Below are 23,554 nucleotides of genomic sequence, written 5' to 3'. Positions count from 1 at the left end.
TGTTCACAAGGTGGCCAGCCAAGCGGGAATGGAGCGGTAGTTCAGTTGGTTAGAATACCGGCCTGTCACGCCGGGGGTCGCGGGTTCGAGTCCCGTCCGCTCCGCCAAGTCAAAAGGGTGAACGCTCAGGCGTTCGCCCTTTTTTGTTGTCTATGCCTTCAACCTTCTGCCCGATGGGCCGGGAGTCGAGTCTCGATGTTTGATTTCGTACACAACAATCGCGGTGTGGTTGCTGTTGCCCTTGGCCTGGTTGCGCTGGGTCTGATGATCGGTGGCGGCATGGCAGGCTATAGCGCTTCCGGTGGCGATGATTTCCTGGCCAAGGTCGATGGCGTCAAGCTAGGTGAGCGTGAGCTGGCCGAGGCTAATGGTGGCCGTCCTGTTGCCGATGCCATGAAGCCGCAAGCCGTTGAGCAACTGATCCAGCGTCAGGTGCTGCTCAACGAAAGTGATCGCCAGGCTGTCCGTGCCAGTGATGCACTGCTGCGCGATTACATTCTGGGCATTGCTGCGTTCAAGGACGACAAAGGCCAGTTTGATCATGCACGTTATGAAACTGCACTCGCTGCCCAGCAGCAAAGCGTGGCTCAGTTCGAGGCGCGCGTTGCCGAGACCTTGCGTCTGCGTCAGCTTGCTTTCGTACTCGCCAATACCAGCTTTGGGTCGCGCCAGGTCAATGATCGTCTGATTCAGGCACTGGCTGAGCCGCGTACCGTGCAGTCGTTCGTGTTCTCGCCCGATCAGTATCTGCCCAAGGTCAGCGTCAGCGAGGCTGAGATCAAGCAATACTACGATGGTCATCAGGCTGACTATCGCCTGGCTGAGCGCGTCAAGCTCAGCTACGCCCTGCTGTCGCAAGACGATCTGGCCCAGAACGTGACCGTCACGGCTGAGGAAATCAAGGCGTATTACGATGCCAAGCGCGCTGAGCTTGCGCCTGAAGAGCGTAATGTGCGCCACATCCTGATCAAGGCAGATGCCAAGGCTCCGGCAGCGGAGAAAGCCGCCGCCAAGCAGAAGGCCGCGCAATTGCTTGCCAAGATCAAGCAGAGCCCTGCGAGCTTTGCAGATCTGGCCAAGCAGCATTCGGATGATACGGGTTCTGCGGCCCAAGGCGGGGATCTGGGCTACTTTGGTCGTGGTGTGATGGTGAAGGCGTTTGATGAGGTGGCCTTCAAGCTCGCCAAGGATGAGCTGAGCGACCTGGTCGAGACGGATTTTGGCTTCCATATCCTCCAGATGGTCGATAGCCGTACCAAGTCGCTCGAAGAACTCAAACCAGTCATTGAACAACGGTTACGACAGGAAACGGTCCAGAAGCGCTTCCAGGCAGAGGTCGACAAGTTTACCGATCTGGTTTACCAGCAGGCAGACAGCCTCCAGCCAGCGGCTGCCGCATTCAAGATCAGCCTGCGCGAGAGTGACTGGATGACCCGTGAGGCGAGCGCCGACCCGCTGCTGAATCATCCCAAGCTGCGCGAAGCCGTATTCGCGGATGATGTGCTGAACAAGAAGCACAATAGCGAGGCCGTAGAGGTCGCGCCCGGTCGCTGGATTTCTGCGCGGATTACTGCCCATGAGCCTGGCCGCATGCAGGCGATTGGTGAGGTCAGTGCCGCGATTGCCGAGAAGCTCAAGCGTGAGAAGGCCGTCAAGTTGGCACAAGCGGAGGGCAAGAAGACGCTGGCTAGCCTGCAGGCAGGCCAACAGCCGGCATTGGCTTGGTCTCCGGAGCGTCAGTCCAGCCGCCTGGATTCCCAAGGCTTTGGCAAGGCGGCTGTTGAGGCGATGTTCTCGGTGCCCAAGACCAAACTACCTGGTTTTGCAGGGTTTGTGGAAGGCGAGACCTACACCGTGCTCAAGGTCGCTGCGGCACAGGCCCAGCCGCTGGCGGCAGCAGAGCAAGCCAATCTGGCCAGTCGTCTTGGCGAGCTGTCCGGTCAGCAGGACTTTGCCGCGTATATGGCTTCCTTGCGTAAACAGCAGAAGGTGGAAGTGCGTACCCAGGCCGCCCCTCAGCCCTGATTCACTGACGTATCCTCCCAAAGCCACCCGCCAGGGTGGCTTTTTTCATGCCATGACGCGGGGTAACGGCATGGTCCGGCTGCGTGCCACACCGAGAATCTGCATCTCATCCCGAGCTTGCGGTGATCTGTCGGCGGCTTGTCGAGACGGCATGTCTCACCCGTTAATCTGCACTCATGGATCAGGGCGATGGCTCTGGTCGGGGTGACAGACATTCAGGGAGATCATCATGCAAGGCCAGCTCGACGCGCGTTACGACATCGACAGCATCCATCCTCAAACCGGCAGCAGCCGTGCCAGCAAGGTGCCGTCGTGGCGCTGGACGGTGTTCTTCCTGCTGGTGTTGACGGCCATTCTCTTGCTAGTCGGCCTGTCCAATGGTGCGCAGCCGGCAATAGATTGGGATGGCGACCTGATCGGTTCGGTGGTGGGGGCGGTTTTTGCGGTGGTCGCCGTCGTGTTCGCACTGCTCGCATTTGTGCTCGTGCTGATCGGGGCATCGCTGCTGGTGGTCATGATTGTGGTGGGCGTGCTGGGGGTGGTCTTCCTGGCGCTTACCCCGATCTGGCTGCCCGTGCTGTTGGCTGTGGCGGTATTGTTCTGGCTGGTGCGCAAGCTTTAGGATGCGCAGGCAGGAGGCGGCGGCCATCCAATGAAGAACGCCGGACTTTGAGTCCGGCGTTGCTTTTGTGGGGGTGAGGCTGGGTCAGCGGCTCAGCGCCCGGATGGTTGGTTGCCACAGCAGTGACTCGGCCTGTTCCCGCGCCTTGTCCTGCAAGGCACGCTCGCGTTGCCGAAGGGCCAGCTCACGCTGTGCCAGTGCTGCCTCGCGACGGTAGATTGCCGCTTCGGCTTCGGCCAGCACGCCGGTACGAGCAAGGGCGTCTGACCAAACGGCCTGCCAACCAGCTGCGGCCGTGGTTTCTGCTTGCGGTGTGGTTCCGGCCGGCAAACTATGCAGGGGCTGCACCGGGGCGACTTCCAGCGGGGCGTAGTGACGTCGCACACGCTCCTGCATGGAAACACCGCTATCGATGAGTTTATTGCCCGACCACATTGCCGTACTCGCACCTTGCTGGGCAGAAATGCCTGCCTAGATGAAGTACTTATCGGTACGGCGACGTGAAACTTGAGGGGCCGCTCGGCTGGCCGTGTCGGTCAGCCGTTGTCAGGACTTATCAGAGAGGGCGACCAACAATGGCAGCCGTGGCAATCAGCTCATCAAGCAGGGCCATGGAGGCAGCACCACTGACGAGGAATGGATCAAGCACGGGACGTGCCGAGTATTTTAGCAAGGTGGAAGGGTTGACCTTGGCGAGGTTGACCTGACCCATGGTCCAGCCTGAGAAGCGGCGCTCGGTGATCTCTTCAAAGTGCAGCAGCTCCACATTGCGATGGCGACCATCGCGCACGATGGTGTTGTAGAGCGAGGAGACTTCCTTGCGCCCACCCTCCAGTACCTGCATGAAGATATCGCCGCTGTAGCAGAGAATGCCCGTGACGCCGTGATCGGTATTGTGTTTGCGTGACTGGGAGAGGATGGTATCTACCACCTCGCTGCTGAGAGGCTGGGCGGCGCGGCTGGCATAAAGCAGGCGAACGAGCATGGCAGGAGTTCCTCAGGAGCGCTTGTTATCGAGCAGGGACAGGAATTCGCGGCGCAGGCTGGCATCCTTGAGGAACACGCCGCGCATCACGCTGTTGATCATGCGGGCGTTCATGTCTTTCACGCCGCGCCAGTTCATGCAGAAGTGATCGGCTTCCATTACCAGGGCAAGACCGTCGGGATTCATCTTGTCTTGCAGAAGATCCGCCACCTGGATCACAGCTTCTTCCTGGATCTGGGGGCGGGTCATGATCCACTCGGCCAGCCGAGCGTATTTGGAGAGGCCGATCAGGTTCGAGTGCTGGTTCGGCATGATGCCGATCCACAGCTTGCCGATGATGGGGCAAAAATGGTGTGAGCAGGCGCTGCGTACCGTGATCGGCCCAACGATCATCAGTTCATTGAGGTGCTCGACATTGGGGAATTCGGTGACGGCCGGTTCAGGCACGTAGCGACCCTGGAAAACCTCCTTGATATACATCTTGGCTACACGGCGCGCTGTGTCCTGGGTGTTGTGATCGCTTTCCGTATCGATCACCAGACTGTCCAGCACGCCCTTGAGCTTGCCTTCGACTTCATTCAGCAATTCGTCCAGCTCACCGGGCTCGATGAACTCTGCGATGTTGTCATTGGCGTGAAAACGCCGCTGTGCTTGCTGAATACGGCTGCGAATCCGGAAGGAGACGGGCTGGTCGGCCGTTGTCGTGTCCCGGTTGGGTGATTTGCTCACGGCGATATCCTGAACGGGCATTAGGGTAATGCATCGATTGTACCCGAGCGCCCCGATACCGTTGCATACCCCTGTTTTGTCCGGGTGCGGGCAAGAAGAGAGGCATCAAGGGCTGCACGGCCTGTGTTGACCGGCCGTGCAGCTATCGCCGCATGGTATGTCAGGGGTCGATCAGCGTTACGTTCGCGGTGGCGACACCACCGCGGCCATCGCTGACGGTGTAGGTGAAGTAATCATAAAGAAACAGATTGAATGGCTTGAACACCACCTTGTTCCCTTCGATGCTGACCGTACCATTGCCGTTCTGCGGCTGGGTGACACTGATGATGGTAAGGGTGTCGCCATCCGGATCACTGTCATTGCGCAACACATCCACCGTGCTGGGTACGGAGCCACTGACCCAGAAGCGATCATCCACGGCAGTAGGTGCGCGATTAGGTGAAATCACCGCGATGCTGACCTGCGCTTCGGAGATGGCTCCTTGGGCATCCTTGATCTTGTAGCTAAAGCTGTCTGCGCCGGCATAACCGACCGGCGCAACATAGCGAATCTGGTTACCCTCGATGGTGACCTGGCCATGCGCCGGCGTGCCAAGCGAAGCAATCGAGATCACATCGCCGGCATCGGCATCAGTGTCATTGCTGGTGACGGCCAGCAAGCTGCTGCTACCTGCTGCGACCGTGTAAGTATCATCTGCGGCAACGGGGGCCACATTGGGGCGGCTGACGGTTACCGTGACACGGGCCTCTGCCTTGGCACCCTGTTTGTCCTGGATCTGGTAGCTGAAGCTGTCCTCGCCGGTGAAATCAGCCGGGGCCAGATAACGGACCTGATTACCGACGATGGTGAGCTGCCCATGGTTGGCAGCGCCGACCGACAGCAGGGTAATGCCATCGTCCGTATCGGGATCGTTATCGTTGCTGGTCAGCGCCAGCAGGGTGGCGACGCCGGCGACTGCCTGGAAGCTGTCGTTACCCGCGCTGGGCGCACGGTTCAGCCACTGGCGCGTGGTGGAAGTCGATTGCGTCTGTTCGACCGTGCGGTAAACATCCACAGCGCGCTTGTGCGTGCTGGGATTCCTCAGCGCTGCACGCATCCATGCAGGCTCTTGCTCGATCAGTTCGCGGCGATAGCTCACCGTGGCCGGGGTGCCCGGTGTGGTTTGTGCAGCAATCGTGACCAGCTCTTCCTTCTCGGTCACGGTGATGAATTCGAGTTCCACGCGGCGGTTCTTGGCACGACCTTCTTCCGTGGCGCCGAAACGCGGCTCGCGCTTGCCTTTGCCTTCCACGACGGCGGCATCAGCGCTCAAGCCACCCTTGCTGATCAGGTAGTCCAGCACCGCCTGAGCGCGCTTGAGCGATAGCTTGTCATTGATGGCGTGGCCACCGATATCGCAGGTGTGGCCAACGATACGGATATTGCCTTCCCGCGGATTCTGCTTGAGCACATCACTGATGCGGTCCAGCTCGGTACGCGCCAGTGGCGTCAGCTTGCTGCTGCTGAAATCGAAGAACGCATCGGCATTCATGCTCGCTGTGGTCTTCACCAGCTTGCGCTCGGTGCGCTCGGGAATCACGGTTGGCGGTGTTCCCGCGCTTTGCTCTGCCGTGATGCGATAGCTACGCTCGTGCTGGCTGTTCGGCTTGCCGAAGTTATAGCGGTAGCTCAGGACAAAGCGGCTGTCGTTACGGCGCACCTCGGCTGAGCCTTGCTTGCGATAGTGTTCGAGATCCAGCGCGAGACTATGAGGTGTGCCGACGAAGAATTTTTCCAGCAGTGCAGATACGCTGGTTTGCCGGGCACCGGCCTTGCCCCACTCATGATCCAAGCCGCCCGTCAGGCGCACGGACGTTTCATCGAAATAGCGCCCAAGGCGCAAGCCCACGCCCAAGTCGTAAGCCTTTTCAAAGGTGCGCGATAACGTGCTCACGGTCAGGGTATCGACAAACGGGCGGCCGGCGTCATTACCGCTGGTCTGCGTCTGCACCTGCGTGGTCTGCTCGCCGACCAGCCGCTTGCCCGTGAGTCCATGGCTCAAGTAGGCATTGCCGAACCAGTTCGCATATTCCCGGCCATAGCCGGCGCTGAGCTTGTGGTCGCGCTGGCGATTCTGGTCGAGGGCAACAAAATACTTCTCGACGGCGCCGTCGCCCAGCACGTGGTAGTCCAGCTGCACCCCGCCGGCCGAGCCACCTAACCAGATCTGGCCCAGCCAGGCCGAGCGGGCATCTTCACTCAGCACGCCCAGTAGTTCACCCTGAAAGTCGCCACCCTTGCGAATGCCGATGGAGGCACGCGCGGTATCCCCGGTGAACTGGAGGCTGCCCTCGTTCTCGGCGGGTTTGTCGGCAGCCTGGACCAGCGTCGGCGCAAGCAGGGTGATCAGGAGCAGGGAAGCAGTTTGCAGCGGTGTGCGAGCGGGCATGATGCAGCGCGGTCTGAGTAGTTTTTCAAAGCCGCGCATGGTATCAGCAACCGGGGTGACATTGGCATATCTGAAGGCAAAAAAGGTCTTTCCGCCAGACGGTTATGCAAATTTGCCGCGCTTGGACCATGTTGGAGTAAAGCGCCGCCGAGACCGGCGCAAGGAGTGACTTCCATGATGACGCGCACGCTCGAGCCAGACGGCGAGGCATCACTCGCCAGCCTGCTTTATCTCTATATCTGGCCGTTCTGGATGTTCAAGGATGTGAATCGCGGCAATCTGTTGGAGCAGGCTGCGGCTTATCGCCACAATCGCGAGCGTCGCGTCTATCTGCCGGGTTACCTGTTGCGATGGACCTTGATCTTTGCCCTGTTGCTGGGGGGCATCATGATGTTTGAGGCGCTGGAGCAGGCGGGCATCATGCTTCCGGCCGCATCTCGCTTGCTGGCCGGTGCGACCGGCATGTTCGCGAGCGGCGCGATGGTGGTGATGGTGCAGATCACCGTCGCTTACCTTTTTTTGTGTCATTGGCGGTATTGAGCACGTATGGCATGAACCTGCAGATCATTCATATTCACCCCGATGCCCCGGCCAAGCCGGCTTACGGTGCGGTCTGCAACGGATGTGGTGTGTGTTGTCTGGCTGAGCCATGCCCGGCCGCGCATACATGGCTCGGTGCGCGCACCGGATCGTGTCCCGCGCTTGAGTGGCAGACCGCCGGGGAAGTCTATCGCTGCGGCCTGCTGCAGCATCCTCAGCATTATTTGCGCTGGCTGCCTGCGGCCCTGGCGCCAGTTGCACGCCGCTGGCTGGCCCGGGGCATTGCCGCTGGCTCTGGGTGCGATTCGGATGCGGAGGTGGATGATCAGTTCGGGGGCGGATTGCCCGGCAGGGCATCGCAGTAGTAAGTCATCCGCTTGCGTGGATTCAGATAGGCGAAAACGGGAGCAGGCAGCAGGCCAGGGCGGATGCTTTTGATGATGGTGAGGTCTGGTTCGGTTTCCAAATCCAGAATGATGGCCTCGTGCTTGGGGACGGAGGGATCGTAGATCAGCACGGTGGGCTTGAGCGGTTTGCTCGCGTTCACCGACATCACCAGCCCCAAGGCGTTATTGGAAAGCTGCACGAGTGTCCCGGGTGGATAAACGCCCATGCAGCGAATGAAAATGCCCAGTGCCTGCGGATCAAACCGCTTGCGTTGCTGCCCGAACATGGTAGCCAGCGCCTCGTAAGGGGTGAGCGAATCCCTGGGATTGGGCCGGTTGCAGAGGTTGTCGTACTCATTGACGATGCTGACGAGTTTGGACAGCGGCAGGATGCCATCCCCCGACAAGGCATGCGGGTAGCCGCTGCCATCGACATACTCGTGGTGCTGGAACACGATGGCCAGCGCTTCGGGAGTCAATCCCAGTTTCTTGCCGATATCCAGTCCGAAATTGGTATGCCGCATCATCAGATCCTGCTCACTGGGGCTTAGTGGCTCGGTCTTGTTGATCAGCTGACTTGGCAACTCCACCTTGCCGATATCGTGGAACAGTGCGCCCATACCCAGCTCGGTCAGTTGCTCCCTGTCCATATTGAGTTGCCGACCCAGCATCAGCGCCAGCACGGCAACGTTCAGCTGGTGGAAATACATTTCCTCATTGGCGGCCTTGTCGTTCATCAGATGGATGGCAATGTCGCGCTCGGTCAGCATCGAGTCGACCAGCCCACCGATCAGGGCAGCGGCTTCTTCCATGGATTCGCCCGGTCGCGCGAACAGATTGCGGGTAATGGCCTTGAGCGCTCTGGCTGCCCCTTGGAACTTGCGCTCGCATTCGTTCAGTGCCGAGCGATGCTGGGCCAGACGCTCAATCCGTACGCGCTTGGCAACAATCGCCGCATCCTGCGCTGTCCGGTCCGCAACCACCGCGGGCGGGGGAGGTTCGGCGGGGGCGGGCAGGGGCTTGGCATCGCTACGCTTCATGTCCACCTTGATGCGGTCCAGCCCCAGTGATTGCAGGGTATCAATCTGTTCCTGCTTGGTGATCTTGAACTGGTTGAACGTGAACGGATGTTCCAGCCAGTCGAGCTCCAGCCGCACGTAAAGTCCCACGCAGAGCTGGGAGGGATGAATGTAGCCAGATTCGTTGCTGCTGGTCATGTTCAGGGCTTGCTGGCCAAAGTGGAGTTCCGGGGAGCTGCATGCAGGCAGACAGGCGAACGCGGCAAACTATGCCCTCGCGTTACAATCCTCTTTCCATGATTCTAGCGACTGCCACCATGATCGATAAGGAAAGTGTCATTGCCGATACGCGCGACTGGCTCGAGAAGGCGGTCATCGGCCTCAATCTATGCCCCTTCGCGCGCGCGGTGTACGTGAAGGAGCAGGTGCGCTATGTGGTCAGTACGGCACCGCATCTTGATGGCTTGCTCGAAGAGCTGGACCGCGAACTCCAGTTATTGGCGGCCACCCCGGCAGCCGAGATCGATACGACCCTGCTCATCCATCCGGCGCTGCTGACCGATTTTGCCGAGTACAACGATTTTCTGGCTTGGGCCGAGGGTGCTGTGGTGGACAACGGGCTGGAAGGCTGTCTGCAAGTGGCAAGCTTTCACCCGCATTACCAGTTTGCCGATACCGAGCCAGACGACATCACCAACTATACGAACCGCGCGCCTTACCCCACCCTGCATCTGCTGCGCGAGGACAGTATCGATCGTGCCGTGGCGGCCTTTCCTGATGCAGCGGCCATCTTCGAGCGAAACATGGAGACCCTGCAGAAGCTGGGGCATGAAGGGTGGCGCAAGCTGGGTCTGAAAGCGACGCCAAAGGCTTGAGTCAGGCTGGCTGAAAGCAGGTACTTTGTGCCGCAGCCGCGAAATGTCTTGCGTCGCCAAGGGTAATCGCGTAAAAGGCAGGCTGCATGTACAGTCAAGTATCAGGTTTCAGGCAGTTTTCCTCATACCCCTGCGGTATTCCGGTTCGCCTTCCTTGTTTGATCGTCGGCACTTTTTTCACTTTATTCTACAAGGATAAACATCATGGCTAACGGTACCGTTAAGTGGTTCAATGACTCCAAGGGCTTCGGCTTCATCACTCCTGATGATGGCGGCGAAGACCTGTTCGCACACTTCTCGCAAATCCAGTCGAACGGCTTCAAGTCGCTCCAGGAAAACCAGAAGGTGTCCTTCGATGTGACGACTGGCCCCAAGGGCAAGCAAGCATCGAACATCAAGCCTGTCTAATCCAGACTCGCTGATAGAAAAGCCCGGCATAGCCGGGCTTTTTTTATGGCCGCGCCCGGGTGTCAAGGCGCGATCCGGGTGTCTTACTTGTTGTCGCTGGTGTCTGCCTTCTTGAGCAGACCGGCCAGCAGGCCTTGGGGTTGGTTCGCCTGACTACCAGCCTTGTTGCCTGTGCCAAAGCGCTGGGTTTTCTTTTCACCTGCCTGACGTCCAGCAATCTTGAGGCCGAGTCGTTTTTCCAGTTCCGTGCGTTTCATGATGCAAGTTCTCTGCGGGGAGTTGACGGTGGAGTGTAGCGGACTTTGCTGTTATGCAACAATCCTGTAAAATCAAACATCTACAGTTGACCAGATTGTAGTAAAGCGTGGGACCAATCGGGTTTCATGGGCCGGAGCAGGCGAGGTTACACATTGGCTATGTGCCTGCGGCCGGTGGTTGTCGTTGAAATATGGCAAGGGTTGCAACCGCCCGCGTACAGCTAACGCGCTGGTCTTTACAGACAGTGCGCGATGCCGAAAGTGAAAGGAGCGTTATTATGGGTTGGCTAATCTACCTGTTCCGACGTTGATCCCTTCGGGGAGTCGTCTTCCTGCTCAGCAGGGGTTCCGACAAAAGCCGCGCGCAATGGCCCGCGGCTTTTTTATTGTTTGCCTGCCTTAATCGAGCTGCCCGGTTTCGAGCAATTCGCGTATCCAGCGAATGGCATCGATATCGGTAGCTCGGTAGGCGGATTTCACATAATCGGCAAAGTAGGCATCATCGGCTTCCGTCGTCGCTTCGCCGGCCTCCGGCAGGCTGGTTTCGTAACGAAAGCGTACGAACAGGTCCCCGGGGCTCGGCTCCTCGATCACCATCGTGAAGTGGCCGCCACCGTGTTGCGCACTGGGGGCCGTGGCGAACTGGATGATGTGCTCGTGGGCCAGCAGGATGTGGTCCTGTACTAGCAAGGCGCCCAACTGCATCTCGCGCTTGAGCCAATCCTCACCACGCTCGATGATGCGCACCGACTCCACGCCGACGAGAAACTCCTCGGGCTTCTCGACCCTGCGCATCAGTCCTCGCCACAACTGGGCGCGACTCATGACGGTGAGTAGTGGATCGTCCGGATTGTTGATCTGAACAAGATGCTCGAAATGCATGGGTTAGCTCGGCGAAGGACTGCCACTATTTTACGCCAGCGCCGCGCGTTGCTGCCGGTTGAACCACAGCCCTTCCAGCGTATAGATGGCAAGGGCAGACCAGATCAGCGCAAAGCCGATGAACTTGGTCTGGCTGAATGGCTCATGCCAGAGAAAGACGCCCAGACCCATCTGCAGGGTCGGGCCGATATATTGCAGCAGCCCCAGCAGGGTCATGGGAATGCGCCGGGCGCCAGCTGCAAACAGTAACAAGGGAATGGCGGTAATGGGGCCCGCCGCAATCAGCAGGGCCTGTGTCAGCGAACTGCCATTCATGAAGCCGCTTTGGCCCTGGCTGGCGAGCCAGCCTATGTAGGCCAACGCAAACGGCGTGAGCAGCAGGGTCTCCAGGGACAAGCCTTCGAGCGCGCCCAAGGGGGCCGTCTTGCGCAGCAGGCCATAGGTGCCGAAACTGGCGGCCAGCATCAGCCCAATCCAGGGCAGTTGGCCGGCCTGCACTGTCAGCCACAACACCCCGATGGCGGCGACAGCAATCGCGGACCACTGTGACAGTCTGAGCCGTTCCTTGAGCAGGAAGTAGCCAAACATGACATTGACCAGCGGATTGATGAAGTAGCCGAGGCTCGCATCCACGACGCGACCACTATTGACGGCCCAGATATACAGAAACCAGTTGATCGACAACACGGTAGCGCTGGCAATGAAGCGCCACATGACATTGGGATCGCCCAGTGCCGGTTTGAGCCATTGCCACTGACGGCGTACCGCCAGTACCACGAGCAGGAAACACAGCGACCAGATCATCCGGTGCATGAGGATTTCCGCTGCGGGTACCTCGCTCAGGGCCTTCAGATAAAGCGGCAGCAAGCCCCAGATGAAGTAGGCACTGGCTGCATAAATGATCCCGGTTCTCACGATGGCGCCTTTCTGTTGGCCACGCATCATCGCTCAGCAAGGTGGCGCCCACACGATACAGCGGGATAACAGGCTGGCCGACTGTCATGGTAAAGCGACCGGTGCGATTGCGTGATCCCGGTCAGTTGCGTGCTGGCACGCTATAAAGATGAAGCCAGAGGGAGCTTGAGCACGGCAGAATGCGCAAAATGGTGCAGAAATCCGCCGATCTGCCGATCTCATCAAGATGCCTGGGGTCACCTTGACTGACCTGCAAGGTTTGACAGTGCCTCGGGACGGGGCAAACGGGGGAGATACGCATGGTGGCACGACTCGGCCAGGTTCTGGTCGGCAGGGAAAGCGGCGTATACCGGATGCACTTCCGCGAGTGGGGCGACCCCGACAATCCCCGCGTACTGATCTGCGCCCACGGCCTGACCCGCAATGGTCGCGACTTTGACCTGCTTGCCAGGCAACTGTCTGATCACTTCAGGGTGATTGCGCCTGATGTCGTGGGCCGGGGTGAAAGCGATTGGTTGCGGGACCCGATGGGATATCAGTTGCCGCTGTATGTTCAGGACATGCTGGTACTGATCGCGCGGCTCAATGTGCTCTCGGTGAGCTGGCTGGGCACCTCGATGGGCGGCCTGATCGGCATGCTCCTGGCTGCCTTGCCCGGCTCACCCGTCAAACGCCTGTTGCTGAATGACGTCGGCCCGCTGTTGGCGGCCAGCGCCCTTCAGCGTATCGCCGACTATGTGGGGCAGGCACCCGCCTTTCCGGATCGTGCGGCAGCAGAGACGTATATCCGCGCCGTTTCAGCACCCTTTGGTCCTCATGATGATGCCCAGTGGGCTTACCTGACCGAGGTCATGCTCAAGGCGGAAGGGGGGCATTGGCGACTGAACTATGATCCGGCCATTGCCCACCCATTTCGCGTTGGTCTGAATGGTCAGGATGTCAGTCTGTGGCCCATGTACGATGCCATCCAGTGCCCCGTAATGGTGACCCGCGGCGCGCAGTCCGACCTGCTATCCGTTGAGACCGCCTGTGCCATGAGCGAGCGTGGACCCAAGGCTGCCTGGGTGGACTTTGACGGCGTGGGCCACGCGCCCACCTTTCTGCACGACAACCAGATCCAGGTAGCCAGGGAATTTCTGATCGCCTAGCCCCCCCCTAGAAACCCGACCCGCATCCATGTTTGACCGACTCTTCTCCAATCTGCAGGGTGATGCTGTCACCCGCGCGCTTCGCGATACCATTGCCCGCCTGCCGGGGCAGCCTGTGGTTGCGGCGCTGGATCTGTTGCACGGTGCCGTGCGTGAGGGGCTGGCCGCGTCTCCGGCGGGCCCGACCGCACGCCGCTTGCTGGAGCAGGTAGACCCGACCGCCAGTGCCTGGAGTGATCAGGCATGGACCGAACTGGCGCTCAGCGAAGATAACCCGGTACGCCGTGACCTGATCGGCCAGCGCTTGGCCCTGCTGGCTACGCAACTTGCCAACGCGTCTTATATAGAGGCCCAGCGTGAATCAGCGCAGTGGCAGCGGGGTAACGGCAAACTCGCCGATCTCAGCCAGCTCGCCGCGACCTACTTCCGCTGGCTTGGGGTGGCGCATGGCGCACGTGCGCTGCTGAATCCCGGCGCGGCACGTCTCTCATGGAGTGAACCTGTCAGTCTGTATCTGGCGCTGATCCGCTCGGGCGCCTTGTCGCCAGGTCCGCAACGTGCTGCGGATGGCCCCGCTGCTCCCCTGGCGTATCTGGCGCTCTGCCACGATGCCTTCAAGGTAGTCAGCGCTGCCGAGGTGGCACTGGCGGCGCGCATCTGCCACCTGCTGGCTCCCGAGGTTGTGCTGGCTGCCGACTTTCACCGGATCACGCCGCTGGTCATGGACATTGATGCCAATGAAGCAAGCCGCATCGTGGGCTGGAATGGCCCGCGCGAAGGCATGCCTGCGTTGTGCATGGGGCTGGAGGCCTGTGCTGCGATGGCCCACGACATGGCTGGGGACCTGCGAACGGGTAAGCCGCTGCCGTGGTGGCCACCCTCCGGTCCGGCGGACCTGTTCGACAGACTCGAAACCGCCTGGGCATTGCGCCGAGGCAGGGGGCGGCACCCAGCTGCGGCGCGCGTCGGTGATGTGCTGGTCGCTTTTGATTTTTTGCGGATTCGGGGCCTGCTGGGTCAGAAAGGCGAGCGAGTCCCGGGGCAAGATCCCTATGTGCACGCGGCCAGACTGGATGATGCTGACGAGGCAGGTTTGAGTCTTTTGCTGCCGGCGGCGGCGACCGAGCTGCTGGAGTCCGGGTTGATGGCCATCAATATTGCTAACCAGGGTTGGTGGCTAGGCCATCCGGTCAGGCTGGAGCCGCTGGCGGATGGCGAGCTGTTTGTCGCCGTCCGTTGGTTAGCCCAGGAGGCTGAATCGATCAGGCTGACCTCGATTGGCGGGGAAGTACAGCGCGCCCTGTATCTCAAGCCTTGTCCGGTAAACGACTACCAGACCTTGCTGCTGCTGGATCATGACTGGCTACCTGCCGAGGCACCCTTCGATGCCGATCTGGAGGCTTCGTCTATTCGCTTGATACCGGGCGCGCCTGTTCAGCTTGGTGTGCGCTTGTGGTGCTACCCGTGCCGGGCCGCCTGAACCAACAGCTCGGCCAGAGCCGATAACGCAAGCCTGCTCAGCTGCGGGGGGCCGGCATCCGGAAGTAGCTTGTCTGCTCCCGCAAGCTTTCGGCCATGATGCTGAGCTGCTCTGCCATCGCCGCCAGTTCTTCGGCGGCTGCGCTGGCGCTTTGTGAGGATGCGGCAAACCCGCTGATAGACTCGGCGATATGGTTGGTGCCGTCCGCCTGCAGTTCTGTCGCCTGTGCCACTTCGCTGCCTCGTACCACTGCCTCCTCGGCGGCGACGCGCAGCTTGCGGAACACCTTGCTTGCCTCGCCGGACATGGACAGGATATGGGCGCTGACGGCGCCTACTTCGTTGGCCGCGATCTGGCTGCGCTGCGCCAGCTTGCGCACCTCGTTGGCCACGACTGCAAACCCCTTGCCATGCTGACCTGCCCGTGCGGCTTCAATGGTGGCATTGAGCGAGAGCATATTAGTCTGGTAAGCAATGTCGTCCATCAGCCTTAAAAGGCCGGCGATCTTCTGCATCTCCAGTCCCACGGCTTCCACCAGGGTCACACCATGCTGAACGGATTCTCTGGTGAGCGTGGCGCGGCTCATGTTCTCCGCGGCTGAAGCGCGCGTATGGCCTAGGCCGAACCGGACCTGCTCCAAGGCGGCGACCGCAGACGATAAGGCGGTCGCCAGCGTGGTGCTCTGCCGCTGCAGGTGTTCGGTCGAGGCGGCAACCTCTGCGGCGTGGGCTTCGAGTGTCAGGCTGTCGGACTGGATCTCCTGCAGCACCGCCATCAGTCGCTCCCGCAACTGGACGATACCGTGCGCAATGCTGCCTTCGTTCACACCCATTTCATCGGGCAGACGCGAGAGATCCCCGCCAGCCATGCTGCTCAGCGCAGTCTGGACCTGTACGGGTTCGCCACCGAGTATGCCTTGCAAGCGTCGCCAGGCAATCCAGCCCGCAATGATCAGTGCCAATACGCTGAGCCCGCTGACCAGCAGCACGACCTCTCTGGCCTGCGCGATCTCCTTTTGCGCCCGGGCTTCTTCGTTTTCCTGGAATTCGCGGGCCGCATTGACGGCCAATTCCACGCCTGCACGATGCTCGGCAAAGCGCTTGTCGAGCGTGCGCAGCAGCACGGCAATCTTGTCCCGGTCATCCAGTGTCAACGCGGGCAGATACTCGGTCTGCAGCAGGGTGATATAGGCTTCTGCCGCCGGCTCGGCACGCAGCAGCATAGGGTCCAGCACACGTTTGGGAAGCGAACTGTTACGCCAGTAGGCCAGCCGTTCGCGATACGTCGCAATGGCCGCTTTTACTTTGCCGATGCGTTGGGGGTCCGGAGAGGCCTCCAGTTCGTGGGCAAGCAGATGGGTTTCGACCAGGTAGGCCGGCGGTGGCAGGATATCTGCCACCAGATCCTGAGCCTGTTTGATATCGCGGTAGATAGGCCCGCCCACCATCAGCCTGTTTGCCTGACTGGCGGCAAGCCAGAGCAGGACAATCTGCCCACCAACGAGAATGAGCAGAGAGATCAGCAGGCTGCGCTTGAGCGACCAGCGACGACTCAGGTTCATGCACCACCTGCGTCGTAGCGGAAGCGACGGATCTCGGCATGCAAACGGCGGGTAAGGTCGCCAAGATTGGTCGCGGTCTGGCTCATTGTTGCTACGGCCGCGGTGTTTTCTTCGGTAATCTGCGCAACCCGTTCAACCTGCTGGGCAATCTGCTGGGTCCCTGCCTTGTGTTCGTTCAGCGCCTCCGCGATCACGGCAACGGCATGCTCTCCGGCATCCACATCCCGTGTAATCGATGCAATGGCGCTGCCGGCCTCGCTGGCGAGCATGGCGCACTCATGGGCACGTTCTACCGTAGCGGCAATAGCGGCCACAGCCTGCTGACTATTGGCGCCGATCTGACCGACCATGTTCTGGATGTCGACCGTGGCATTGGCGGTGCGCTCTGCGAGTTTGCGGACTTCATCAGCCACCACTGCAAAACCACGGCCTTGTTCGCCAGCACGGGCGGCCTCGATGGCGGCGTTGAGCGCCAGCAGATTGGTCTGGTCGGCCACATCCTTGATGACGCTGACCACGCTGGTAATGCGCTCCGCATCCTTACCCAGCGCCGTGACCTTGTCGGCAGTCGAGGCGACGGCGCCGTCGATGGCATGGATGCGCTCGATGGTAGCCTGAATCTGCGCGCCACCTTGTTGTGCCATCAGCCTGCTGGCCTCGCCAACTTCGTGCGCCTCCTTGGCGCTGTCGGCGACGTGCGCAATGCTGACCGTCACTTCTTCCACTGCCGCTGCCATGGAGCTGGTGGCTTCAGAACCCAGATTGGTAGCTTGGGCTACCTGCTCGGAAGTGCTGGCCAGCTGTTCTGCCTCGCCATTCACGGAATCGACGGCAACGGCGACCGTGCGGATCAGGGACTGCATATTGTCGGCTAGCGCGTTGTAAGCACGCGCAACGCTATCGATCTCATCCTGATTGTGCTGCGGGATACGCAAGGTGAGGTCGTTGTTATCTCGCGCCTGCCGCATGATCCGGTTCAGCGTCGAGATCTTGGTATTCATGGTGGTGACGATCCAGAATGCCACACCAATACCCAGTGCCAGTGCGACAAACAGCTTGATGACCGTCCAGGTGCGCACGCTGGCATAGTCTTCCTGGGCCGTGTCAAAACCCTTCTTGGCCTCACGCAACTGCAGGTCCACCAGTTCGGAGATGGCCGTGGAGACGGGGTCGATCACGGGGTAGAGCTGTTGCCTGGCCAGTGTATCGATACCTGCCATATCCTTGGCCGCTGTTTTGGCTTCGAGCTGGCGTACCAATTCGTCTGCCTTGGCCATTGCCGTTTCGGCACGGCTCACCAATACTTTTTCCTCGTCCGTCAGCTTGGTGGCGGTGTAGGCCTTCCATTGCTCGGAGATACCAGCCTTGGCCGCGGCGTAGCTGGCCTGCGCAGCGGCCGGGTCCATGCTTTGGTGGTTCAGCTTGTGGGTCGTATCGACGATATTGACGGCATACATGTCAGCAACCACTTTGAGCTGCTTGAGCGGCACGATGCGATCGTTATAGGTTGAGGCGAAGTCCTCATTGGTCGCCGCCAGCGTCATCAGGCTGGAGATGGCTAGCATCACCATCAGGGCAATCAGTCCGGCGACCAGACCGATCAGTTTGGCTCGCAATGTCATGTTGGCACTCCCGCAGTATTGGATTTATTGGTGCAACGGAATACAGCCGCCGGCTCCCCGTCCCTCTGCGTGGCGGATCAGCTGGCAAGTTGCGCATTTAATATAATCAATACGGATGTGCTGCGCCTGAATATCCGCGCGGTTTTCCGGGGATGCCTGCCGATCGGCGCGCTTGTTCTGATGGCGTATCAGACGGGGCATGCGCAAACAAAAAAGCCACGCCCTAAGGCGTGGCTTTTTGTATCCATGACGTCGCAGACTTACTCGAAATCAGGACGACCATAGCCGGCGCGCGGAGCGGTGCGCTTGGGTGCGCCGTTGCCGGCACGGTTGCCATTGCCAGCGCGGTTGCCATCAACCGGCTTACCACCACGATTGCCACCCTTGCCCTTGGTGTCAAACTGGCTGTGCAGGGTCAGACGCGGTTGCTCGGCATAGACCGTCGAGTCGGTTTCCAGACCCTTGAAGTCAGCGCGGTTCACGCGCGGGGCACGGTTGCCGAAGTTGTCATCGCGACCAAACACCTTGCGCTCGACCGGACCGCGGGTGCCGCCGGCGGGGCGACGATTGCCGAAGTTGTCGTCACGGGCACCAAAGCTGCTGCGGTTGCCGAAGCCTTCACGGTTGCCGAAGTTGTCGCGATTGCCTTGGCCTTCGCGTGGCTGACCGAAGCCGCCGCGGTTGCCGGCGTTATCACGGTTACCGAAACCTTCGCGCTTGGCGAAACCGTCACGGTTACCCGCGCCTTCGCGGTTGCCGAAGCCCTCACGGCTACCGGCGTTATCGCGGTTGCCAAAGCCTTCACGATTGCCAAAGCCTTCGCGGTTGCCGGCGGGGCGATCGCCCCAAGGCTTCTTGGGACCACCGTTACCGGGGCGGCTGCTATCGGCAAACTTGTTGGGGCGGCCATCACGGCTGCCACCAGGGCGCTTGTTGCCACCAGCACCCATGCCCGAGCCGGCGCGCGGCTCAAAGCGGGCTTCGAGGCCTTCCATCTGATACGGATTCAGCTTGCGGCCGATGAACTTCTCGATGCGACGCAGCGCCGGGACTTCGTGGCGGGCGGCAAAGGAGATGGCAATACCGTCGCGACCAGCGCGGCCGGTACGACCAATGCGGTGAACGTAGTCTTCAGCGAACTTGGGCAGATCGAAGTTCACCACGTGGGTAATGCCAGCCACGTCGATACCGCGGGCGGCTACGTCGGTGGCGACCAGCACATCGACTTCGCCTTGCTTGAGGCGAGTCAGCGTGCGGTTGCGTTCGCGCTGGGGCATGTCGCCGTGCAGGGCGGCGGCCTTCTTGCCTTGGCCCAGCAGACGGTCGGCCAGATCACCGGCGTCGATCTTGGTGGCGGTGAAGATGATGGCCTGGCCGACGGCGTCGTCTTCCAGGATGCGATCCAGCAGACGGGTCTTGTGACCGATGTCATCGGCGTAATGCAGCTTTTCGAGGATCTGTTCTTCGCGACGCGGTGGCGGGGCGATTTCGATGCGCTCGGGGTTGTTCAGCAGCGATTGGCCGATCTTGAGAATCTCGCCATCCAGCGTCGCCGAAAACAGAGCGGTCACGCGCTCCTTCGGCAGCTTCTCGGCGATCAGGGCGATATCGTCACGGAAGCCCAGATCCAGCATGCGGTCAGCCTCGTCGAGCACCAGCATTTCCAGGCGCGAGAGATCGATACGGCCGCGGTCCATCAGGTCGATCAGACGACCCGGGGTGGCGACGAGGATTTCAAACGGGTTGGCCAGCAGCTTGATCTGCAGGGGGTAAGGCATGCCACCCACGATGCTGACCACCTTGGCGTGGCGCAGTTGCTTGCCGTAGGTTTCTGCAGCGGCCTTGATCTGGCCGGCCAGTTCGCGCGTCGGCGACAGCACCAGAACACGCGGGCCGCGACCCGGCTTTTCCGACTTTTCGGTCAGCAGGTGCAGGGCGGGCAACATGAAAGCAGCGGTCTTGCCGGTGCCGGTGGCAGCCGATGCCATCACATCGCGGCGCTGCAGCAGCAGGGGGATGGTGGCGGCTTGTACGGGGGTGGGTTCGGTGTAACCCGAGCTGATGACGGTATCGAGAATAGGTTGAGCAAGGCCGAGGTCGGCGAAGGTGACTTGAGTCAAGGCGGTTTCCTGGTGGTGCTTTCCGGGTCGTTGGAAAGGAAAGCGTACGAACCCGAGCACAGCCGCCAAGCACAATTAACCCCGTGAAGCTGGGCCGACAGGCAAAACCCGTCCGATGCGGCAAGCGCGTAGATTCGTAATTTACAAAATAAGCCCAACCGCAAAATCGGTGGGCTGCGATGGCTGAGATCGGCAAGGGGCCGGTTGCTTGGCTGGTATGCGGATCGGCAGCGCCTGCATCGACGCTAACCAAGCAGTGCGCCAATCACGTTGCGAAGGCAAGGGCGCGGAGGTCAGAGATCGATGAGTTGCACCCTGAATCAGTGCAACGGAGCGCATTATGCTGAAAACAAAAGAAAAATTCAAATGGTTTGTGCAGTGCGGCAGGGTGGTCGTGCTAGAATCGTCCGCTTTCGCATCTGACGACAAGACAGGCATTCCATGTCCCGCGCCCTCCGTAATATCGCCATTATCGCCCACGTTGACCACGGCAAGACGACCCTGGTTGACCAACTCCTTCGCCAGTCTGGCACCTTCCGCGACAACCAGCAGGTTGATGAACGCGTGATGGACAGCAACGATCTTGAGAAGGAGCGTGGCATCACGATTCTGGCCAAGAACACGGCGATTGATTACGAAGGCACGCATATCAATATCGTCGACACCCCCGGTCACGCCGACTTTGGCGGTGAAGTCGAGCGTGTGCTCGGCATGGTCGATGGCGTGCTGCTGCTGGTGGATGCCGTAGAAGGCCCGATGCCGCAAACCCGCTTCGTGACCAAGAAGGCACTGGCTTTGGGTCTGCGTCCTATCGTCGTGATCAACAAGGTTGACCGCCCCGGTGCGCGCCCTGACTGGGTGCTGGACCAGACCTTCGATCTGTTCGACCGTCTCGGCGCAACCGACGAGCAACTCGATTTCCCCATCATTTATGCGTCTGGCCTCAATGGCTTTGCCAAGCTGAACCTGGATGAGACCTCGGACAATATGCGTCCGCTGTTCGAAACCGTGCTCAAGCATGTGCCCACCCCGCCCGGTGATGCCAATGCCCCCTTGCAGCTGCAACTGGCCGCACTGGATTACTCGACCTACACTGGCCGTCTTGGCGTAGGCAAGGTGATCAACGGTCGTATCAAGCCGGGCCAGCAAGTCGTGGTGATGAACCATGACGAGCAGGTGGCAACCGGCCGCATCAACCAGGTTCTCGGTTTCAAGGGTCTGGAACGTGTGCCGGTCGACGGTGCCGAAGCCGGTGACATCATCATCATTTCGGGTCTCGACGATATCGGTATCGGTGTCACCATTTGTGACAAGGAAAACCCGGTTGGTTTGCCTGTACTGGGTGTGGACGAGCCGACCCTGACCATGGACTTCATGGTCAATACCTCGCCGCTGGCCGGCACCGAGGGCAAGTTCGTCACCTCGCGCCAGATTCGCGATCGCCTGAACAAGGAACTGCTGACCAACGTGGCCCTGCGTGTGGAAGATACGGCGGATGCCGATGTGTTCCGTGTTTCCGGTCGTGGCGAGCTGCACCTCACCATCCTGCTGGAAAGCATGCGTCGCGAAGGCTTTGAAATGGCCGTGGCCAAGCCGCGCGTGGTGTACAAGGAAATCAACGGCGTGAAGTGCGAGCCGTACGAAAACCTGACCATCGACCTGGAAGATGAACACCAGGGCGGCATCATGGAAGAAATCGGTCGTCGCCGCGGCGAGCTGACCAATATGGAATCGGATGGCCAGGGCCGTACCCGTCTCGAATACCATATCCCTGCCCGTGGCCTGATCGGCTTCCAGTCCGACTTCATGACCATGACGCGTGGTACCGGCCTGATGAGCCATGTGTTCGACGACTACGCACCGACCAAGCCGGATATGCCTGGCCGTCACAATGGCGTACTGATCTCGCAGGATAACGGCGAAGCGGTCGCCTATGCGCTGTGGAAGCTGGAAGACCGCGGCCGTATGTTCGTGAGCCCCGGCGACAAGCTGTATGAAGGCATGATCATCGGCATCCACTCGCGCGACAATGATCTGATCGTCAACCCCATCAAGGGCAAGCAGCTGACCAACGTCCGCGCATCGGGCACTGATGAGGCCGTACGTCTGACCCCCCCGATCAAGCTGACCCTGGAGTCGGCGGTGGAGTTCATTGATGATGACGAGCTGGTTGAGATCACGCCGCAGAGCATCCGTATTCGCAAGCGCCATCTGAATGAGCATGATCGCAAGCGCGCCCTGCGTGCCTCGGAAAACTGAGCCACGCTGGCAAGCCCAACAAAAAGCCCGTCCAAGTGACGGGCTTTTTGTTGGGTATTTCTACCAGCAGCAATAAACGCAGGGCGAGTCGCTATGCTTCGCCGCCAGGGTCCAGCTCGGGCGGCACGGGCAGGGTGCTGCTCAGTGTGGGTGAGTGCCCGCCAAACTTGCGGAAACTGGTCAGTTGCATGATGTAGGCAAGCACTTCCGCGACGGCCGAGTACAGCGCCGTGGGGATGTCCTGACCTAGGTCGGCGTGGTGGTACAAAGCCCGGGCCAATGGCGGGGTGCGCAGGATGGGTACCTTGTTTTCCTTGCCGATCTCGATGATGCGCTCGGCCAGCAGAAAGGCACCCTTGGCAACCACTTGCGGTGCTTGCATGGTTTTTTCGTCGTAGCGCAATGCGACGGCGTAGTGGGTAGGGTTGGTGACAATGACATTGGCCTTGGGGATTTCCGCCATCATGCGCTGACGCGCCGCCTGCATCTGCAATTGGCGGATCTTGGCTTTGATATGGGGATCGCCGTCGGATTCCTTGTTTTCCTGCTTGACCTCTTCCTTGGTCATGCGCAGGTTGCGTTTGTAATCCCACAGCTGATAGGGCACATCGATCAGCACGATCACGATCATCGAACCCACCACGATCAACAAGGTGGTTTCGATCATGTCCACCAGATAGGCGAGGCTCTCGTAGGGGGGCATCACGATTAGTTGGGCAATCTCGTCGCGTTCGCTCCAGATGGTGAAGGCGGCGATACCGCCAATCAGTGCAGACTTGAGAATGGCTTTGCTCATCTCGACCAGCGAGCGGATCGAGAACATGCGGCCAATGCCGCTGATGGGATTGAGCTTGCTGAATTTGGGGGCGACCGCATCCCAGGTGAACAGCCAGCCGGACAGGAGTATCGAAGCGAGTACGGCAGCAACGGCGATGGTGGCCGACACGGGTAACACGATCATCAGGCCATCCCAGGAGGCCTGCGCGAAGCGGGCGACGACCAGATCCATATCGGCTAAGGTGCCGCGATCAAAAACCAGGGTATCGCGAAAGATTTTCTTGAAGCCGTCGAGTATGGATCCACCCATGGCCATGATGCTGCCCAAGCCGGCAAGCAATACCGAGAAGGCAACCAGCTCCTGTGAGCGTGCAATCTGCCCTTTGGCGCGCGCATCTTCCAGCCTTCGGGGACTGGGGTCTTCTGTACGTTCTAGATCGCTGTCTTCAGCCATGGGGCGCTACCGGTTGCGGATACGACAAGGCCGCCCTGAGGCGGCCTGTCGATCTTAGCGCG

The 23,554-nt window shown here is 60.2% G+C and carries 19 protein-coding genes, 1 tRNA gene and 1 pseudogene; 9 read left to right on the top strand and 12 right to left on the bottom strand.

Features of this window, described 5'->3' with window-relative positions; genetic code table 11:
* Window positions 1-30 precede the first annotated feature (30 nt).
* The 3 genes from O9X62_RS09355 to O9X62_RS09345 all read left to right on the top strand — a co-directional run bounded on the left by O9X62_RS09355 (window position 31) and on the right by O9X62_RS09345 (window position 2,647).
* Window positions 31-107 (top strand) — tRNA-Asp (locus O9X62_RS09355).
* 88 nt (window positions 108-195) lie between these two features.
* Window positions 196-2,025, top strand: a complete 1,830-nt coding sequence (locus O9X62_RS09350; RefSeq protein WP_269532550.1) for a peptidylprolyl isomerase — start codon at window positions 196-198, stop codon at window positions 2,023-2,025.
* Window positions 2,026-2,254: 229 nt separating this feature from the next.
* Complete coding sequence (locus O9X62_RS09345) at window positions 2,255-2,647, top strand: hypothetical protein (protein ID WP_269532549.1); 393 nt, start codon at window positions 2,255-2,257, stop codon at window positions 2,645-2,647.
* Between the two features lie 84 nt (window positions 2,648-2,731).
* Here the strand turns inward: O9X62_RS09345 and O9X62_RS09340 are convergent, their stop codons facing one another.
* The 4 genes from O9X62_RS09340 to O9X62_RS09325 all read right to left on the bottom strand — a co-directional run bounded on the left by O9X62_RS09340 (window position 2,732) and on the right by O9X62_RS09325 (window position 6,789).
* Window positions 2,732-3,082, bottom strand: a complete 351-nt coding sequence (locus O9X62_RS09340; RefSeq protein ID WP_269532548.1) for a hypothetical protein — start codon at window positions 3,080-3,082, stop codon at window positions 2,732-2,734.
* A 121-nt stretch (window positions 3,083-3,203) separates the two neighbouring features.
* Window positions 3,204-3,632: a BLUF domain-containing protein gene (locus O9X62_RS09335; RefSeq protein WP_269532547.1), complete on the bottom strand. Its 429-nt coding sequence runs from the start codon at window positions 3,630-3,632 to the stop codon at window positions 3,204-3,206.
* Between the two features lie 12 nt (window positions 3,633-3,644).
* A complete protein-coding gene (gene folE, locus O9X62_RS09330; protein ID WP_269532546.1) occupies window positions 3,645-4,361 on the bottom strand; it encodes a GTP cyclohydrolase I in 717 nt (238 codons plus the stop codon).
* Window positions 4,362-4,521: 160 nt separating this feature from the next.
* Entirely contained in the window at window positions 4,522-6,789 is a 2,268-nt protein-coding gene (locus tag O9X62_RS09325) for an Ig-like domain-containing protein (protein ID WP_269532545.1), read from the bottom strand.
* A gap of 174 nt (window positions 6,790-6,963) precedes the next feature.
* On the opposite strand from O9X62_RS09325, the gene O9X62_RS09320 reads away from it, so the two are divergent.
* Window positions 6,964-7,329 carry a hypothetical protein gene (locus O9X62_RS09320; protein ID WP_269532544.1) on the top strand — a complete coding sequence of 122 codons (366 nt, stop codon included), beginning with the start codon at window positions 6,964-6,966 and terminating at the stop codon, window positions 7,327-7,329.
* A gap of 325 nt (window positions 7,330-7,654) precedes the next feature.
* Here the strand turns inward: O9X62_RS09320 and O9X62_RS09310 are convergent, their stop codons facing one another.
* Window positions 7,655-8,932: an HD-GYP domain-containing protein gene (locus tag O9X62_RS09310; protein ID WP_269532542.1), complete on the bottom strand. Its 1,278-nt coding sequence runs from the start codon at window positions 8,930-8,932 to the stop codon at window positions 7,655-7,657.
* Between the two features lie 119 nt (window positions 8,933-9,051).
* Here O9X62_RS09310 and O9X62_RS09305 point away from each other — a divergent pair, with 119 nt between their 5' ends.
* Complete coding sequence (locus O9X62_RS09305) at window positions 9,052-9,609, top strand: DUF1415 domain-containing protein (protein WP_269532541.1); 558 nt, start codon at window positions 9,052-9,054, stop codon at window positions 9,607-9,609.
* A 204-nt stretch (window positions 9,610-9,813) separates the two neighbouring features.
* Window positions 9,814-10,017 (top strand): cold-shock protein, encoded by a 204-nt coding sequence (locus tag O9X62_RS09300; protein WP_269532540.1) that lies wholly within the window; start codon window positions 9,814-9,816, stop codon window positions 10,015-10,017.
* A gap of 83 nt (window positions 10,018-10,100) precedes the next feature.
* On the opposite strand, the gene O9X62_RS09295 is transcribed toward O9X62_RS09300, so the two are convergent.
* The 3 genes from O9X62_RS09295 to rarD form a co-directional block, all read right to left on the bottom strand.
* Window positions 10,101-10,274 carry a hypothetical protein gene (locus O9X62_RS09295; protein ID WP_269532539.1) on the bottom strand — a complete coding sequence of 58 codons (174 nt, stop codon included), beginning with the start codon at window positions 10,272-10,274 and terminating at the stop codon, window positions 10,101-10,103.
* Window positions 10,275-10,673: 399 nt separating this feature from the next.
* On the bottom strand, window positions 10,674-11,156 hold the full coding sequence (locus O9X62_RS09290) for an SRPBCC family protein (protein ID WP_269532538.1): 483 nt from the start codon (window positions 11,154-11,156) through the stop codon (window positions 10,674-10,676).
* 30 nt (window positions 11,157-11,186) lie between these two features.
* Window positions 11,187-12,071 carry an EamA family transporter RarD gene (gene rarD, locus O9X62_RS09285; RefSeq protein WP_269532537.1) on the bottom strand — a complete coding sequence of 295 codons (885 nt, stop codon included), beginning with the start codon at window positions 12,069-12,071 and terminating at the stop codon, window positions 11,187-11,189.
* 299 nt (window positions 12,072-12,370) lie between these two features.
* On the opposite strand from rarD, the gene O9X62_RS09280 reads away from it, so the two are divergent.
* Together O9X62_RS09280 and O9X62_RS09275 are read left to right on the top strand one after the other, a co-directional pair.
* Window positions 12,371-13,219, top strand: coding sequence for an alpha/beta fold hydrolase (locus O9X62_RS09280; RefSeq protein ID WP_269532536.1), 849 nt, complete (start codon window positions 12,371-12,373; stop codon window positions 13,217-13,219).
* Window positions 13,220-13,247: 28 nt separating this feature from the next.
* On the top strand, window positions 13,248-14,699 hold the full coding sequence (locus O9X62_RS09275) for a hypothetical protein (RefSeq protein ID WP_269532535.1): 1,452 nt from the start codon (window positions 13,248-13,250) through the stop codon (window positions 14,697-14,699).
* Between the two features lie 37 nt (window positions 14,700-14,736).
* Here O9X62_RS09275 and O9X62_RS09270 read toward each other — a convergent pair whose 3' ends face one another.
* From O9X62_RS09270 to O9X62_RS09260, 3 genes and pseudogenes are all read right to left on the bottom strand, one after another.
* Window positions 14,737-16,260 carry a methyl-accepting chemotaxis protein gene (locus O9X62_RS09270; RefSeq protein ID WP_269532534.1) on the bottom strand — a complete coding sequence of 508 codons (1,524 nt, stop codon included), beginning with the start codon at window positions 16,258-16,260 and terminating at the stop codon, window positions 14,737-14,739.
* Complete coding sequence (locus O9X62_RS09265) at window positions 16,257-17,882, bottom strand: methyl-accepting chemotaxis protein (protein ID WP_269532533.1); 1,626 nt, start codon at window positions 17,880-17,882, stop codon at window positions 16,257-16,259. Before O9X62_RS09265 ends, O9X62_RS09270 begins: the two co-directional genes overlap by 4 nt.
* A gap of 656 nt (window positions 17,883-18,538) precedes the next feature.
* A pseudogene (locus tag O9X62_RS09260) lies at window positions 18,539-20,002 on the bottom strand (DEAD/DEAH box helicase); the annotation flags it as partial.
* Between the two features lie 441 nt (window positions 20,003-20,443).
* Between O9X62_RS09260 and typA the strand changes: the two are divergent.
* Window positions 20,444-22,261, top strand: a complete 1,818-nt coding sequence (gene typA / locus O9X62_RS09255) for a translational GTPase TypA (protein ID WP_269532531.1) — start codon at window positions 20,444-20,446, stop codon at window positions 22,259-22,261.
* 91 nt (window positions 22,262-22,352) lie between these two features.
* On the opposite strand, the gene flhB is transcribed toward typA, so the two are convergent.
* Window positions 22,353-23,492, bottom strand: a complete 1,140-nt coding sequence (flhB, locus tag O9X62_RS09250; protein WP_269532530.1) for a flagellar biosynthesis protein FlhB — start codon at window positions 23,490-23,492, stop codon at window positions 22,353-22,355.
* Window positions 23,493-23,554: the final 62 nt, after the last annotated feature.

Origin of the sequence: Chitinimonas sp. BJYL2 (assembly GCF_027257935.1) — a bacterium.
Classification (GTDB): domain Bacteria; phylum Pseudomonadota; class Gammaproteobacteria; order Burkholderiales; family Chitinimonadaceae; genus Chitinimonas.
This window is presented reverse-complemented; position numbering and strand designations above follow the sequence as displayed.

Bases quoted from the DNA above. Each gene is read 5' to 3' on its own strand.
- O9X62_RS09325 (WP_269532545.1), bottom strand. From the start codon at position 6,789: ATGCCCGCTCGCACACCGCTGCAAACTGCTTCCCTGCTCCTGATCACC.
- O9X62_RS09300 (WP_269532540.1), top strand. From the start codon at position 9,814: ATGGCTAACGGTACCGTTAAGTGGTTCAATGACTCCAAGGGCTTCGGC.
- O9X62_RS09335 (WP_269532547.1), bottom strand. From the start codon at position 3,632: ATGCTCGTTCGCCTGCTTTATGCCAGCCGCGCCGCCCAGCCTCTCAGC.
- O9X62_RS09340 (WP_269532548.1), bottom strand. From the start codon at position 3,082: ATGTGGTCGGGCAATAAACTCATCGATAGCGGTGTTTCCATGCAGGAG.
- O9X62_RS09295 (WP_269532539.1), bottom strand. From the start codon at position 10,274: ATGAAACGCACGGAACTGGAAAAACGACTCGGCCTCAAGATTGCTGGA.
- O9X62_RS09265 (WP_269532533.1), bottom strand. From the start codon at position 17,882: ATGACATTGCGAGCCAAACTGATCGGTCTGGTCGCCGGACTGATTGCC.
- O9X62_RS09345 (WP_269532549.1), top strand. From the start codon at position 2,255: ATGCAAGGCCAGCTCGACGCGCGTTACGACATCGACAGCATCCATCCT.
- O9X62_RS09350 (WP_269532550.1), top strand. From the start codon at position 196: ATGTTTGATTTCGTACACAACAATCGCGGTGTGGTTGCTGTTGCCCTT.
- O9X62_RS09280 (WP_269532536.1), top strand. From the start codon at position 12,371: ATGGTGGCACGACTCGGCCAGGTTCTGGTCGGCAGGGAAAGCGGCGTA.
- flhB (WP_269532530.1), bottom strand. From the start codon at position 23,492: ATGGCTGAAGACAGCGATCTAGAACGTACAGAAGACCCCAGTCCCCGA.
- O9X62_RS09275 (WP_269532535.1), top strand. From the start codon at position 13,248: ATGTTTGACCGACTCTTCTCCAATCTGCAGGGTGATGCTGTCACCCGC.
- O9X62_RS09305 (WP_269532541.1), top strand. From the start codon at position 9,052: ATGATCGATAAGGAAAGTGTCATTGCCGATACGCGCGACTGGCTCGAG.
- O9X62_RS09310 (WP_269532542.1), bottom strand. From the start codon at position 8,932: ATGACCAGCAGCAACGAATCTGGCTACATTCATCCCTCCCAGCTCTGC.
- typA (WP_269532531.1), top strand. From the start codon at position 20,444: ATGTCCCGCGCCCTCCGTAATATCGCCATTATCGCCCACGTTGACCAC.
- O9X62_RS09270 (WP_269532534.1), bottom strand. From the start codon at position 16,260: ATGAACCTGAGTCGTCGCTGGTCGCTCAAGCGCAGCCTGCTGATCTCT.
- O9X62_RS09320 (WP_269532544.1), top strand. From the start codon at position 6,964: ATGATGACGCGCACGCTCGAGCCAGACGGCGAGGCATCACTCGCCAGC.
- O9X62_RS09290 (WP_269532538.1), bottom strand. From the start codon at position 11,156: ATGCATTTCGAGCATCTTGTTCAGATCAACAATCCGGACGATCCACTA.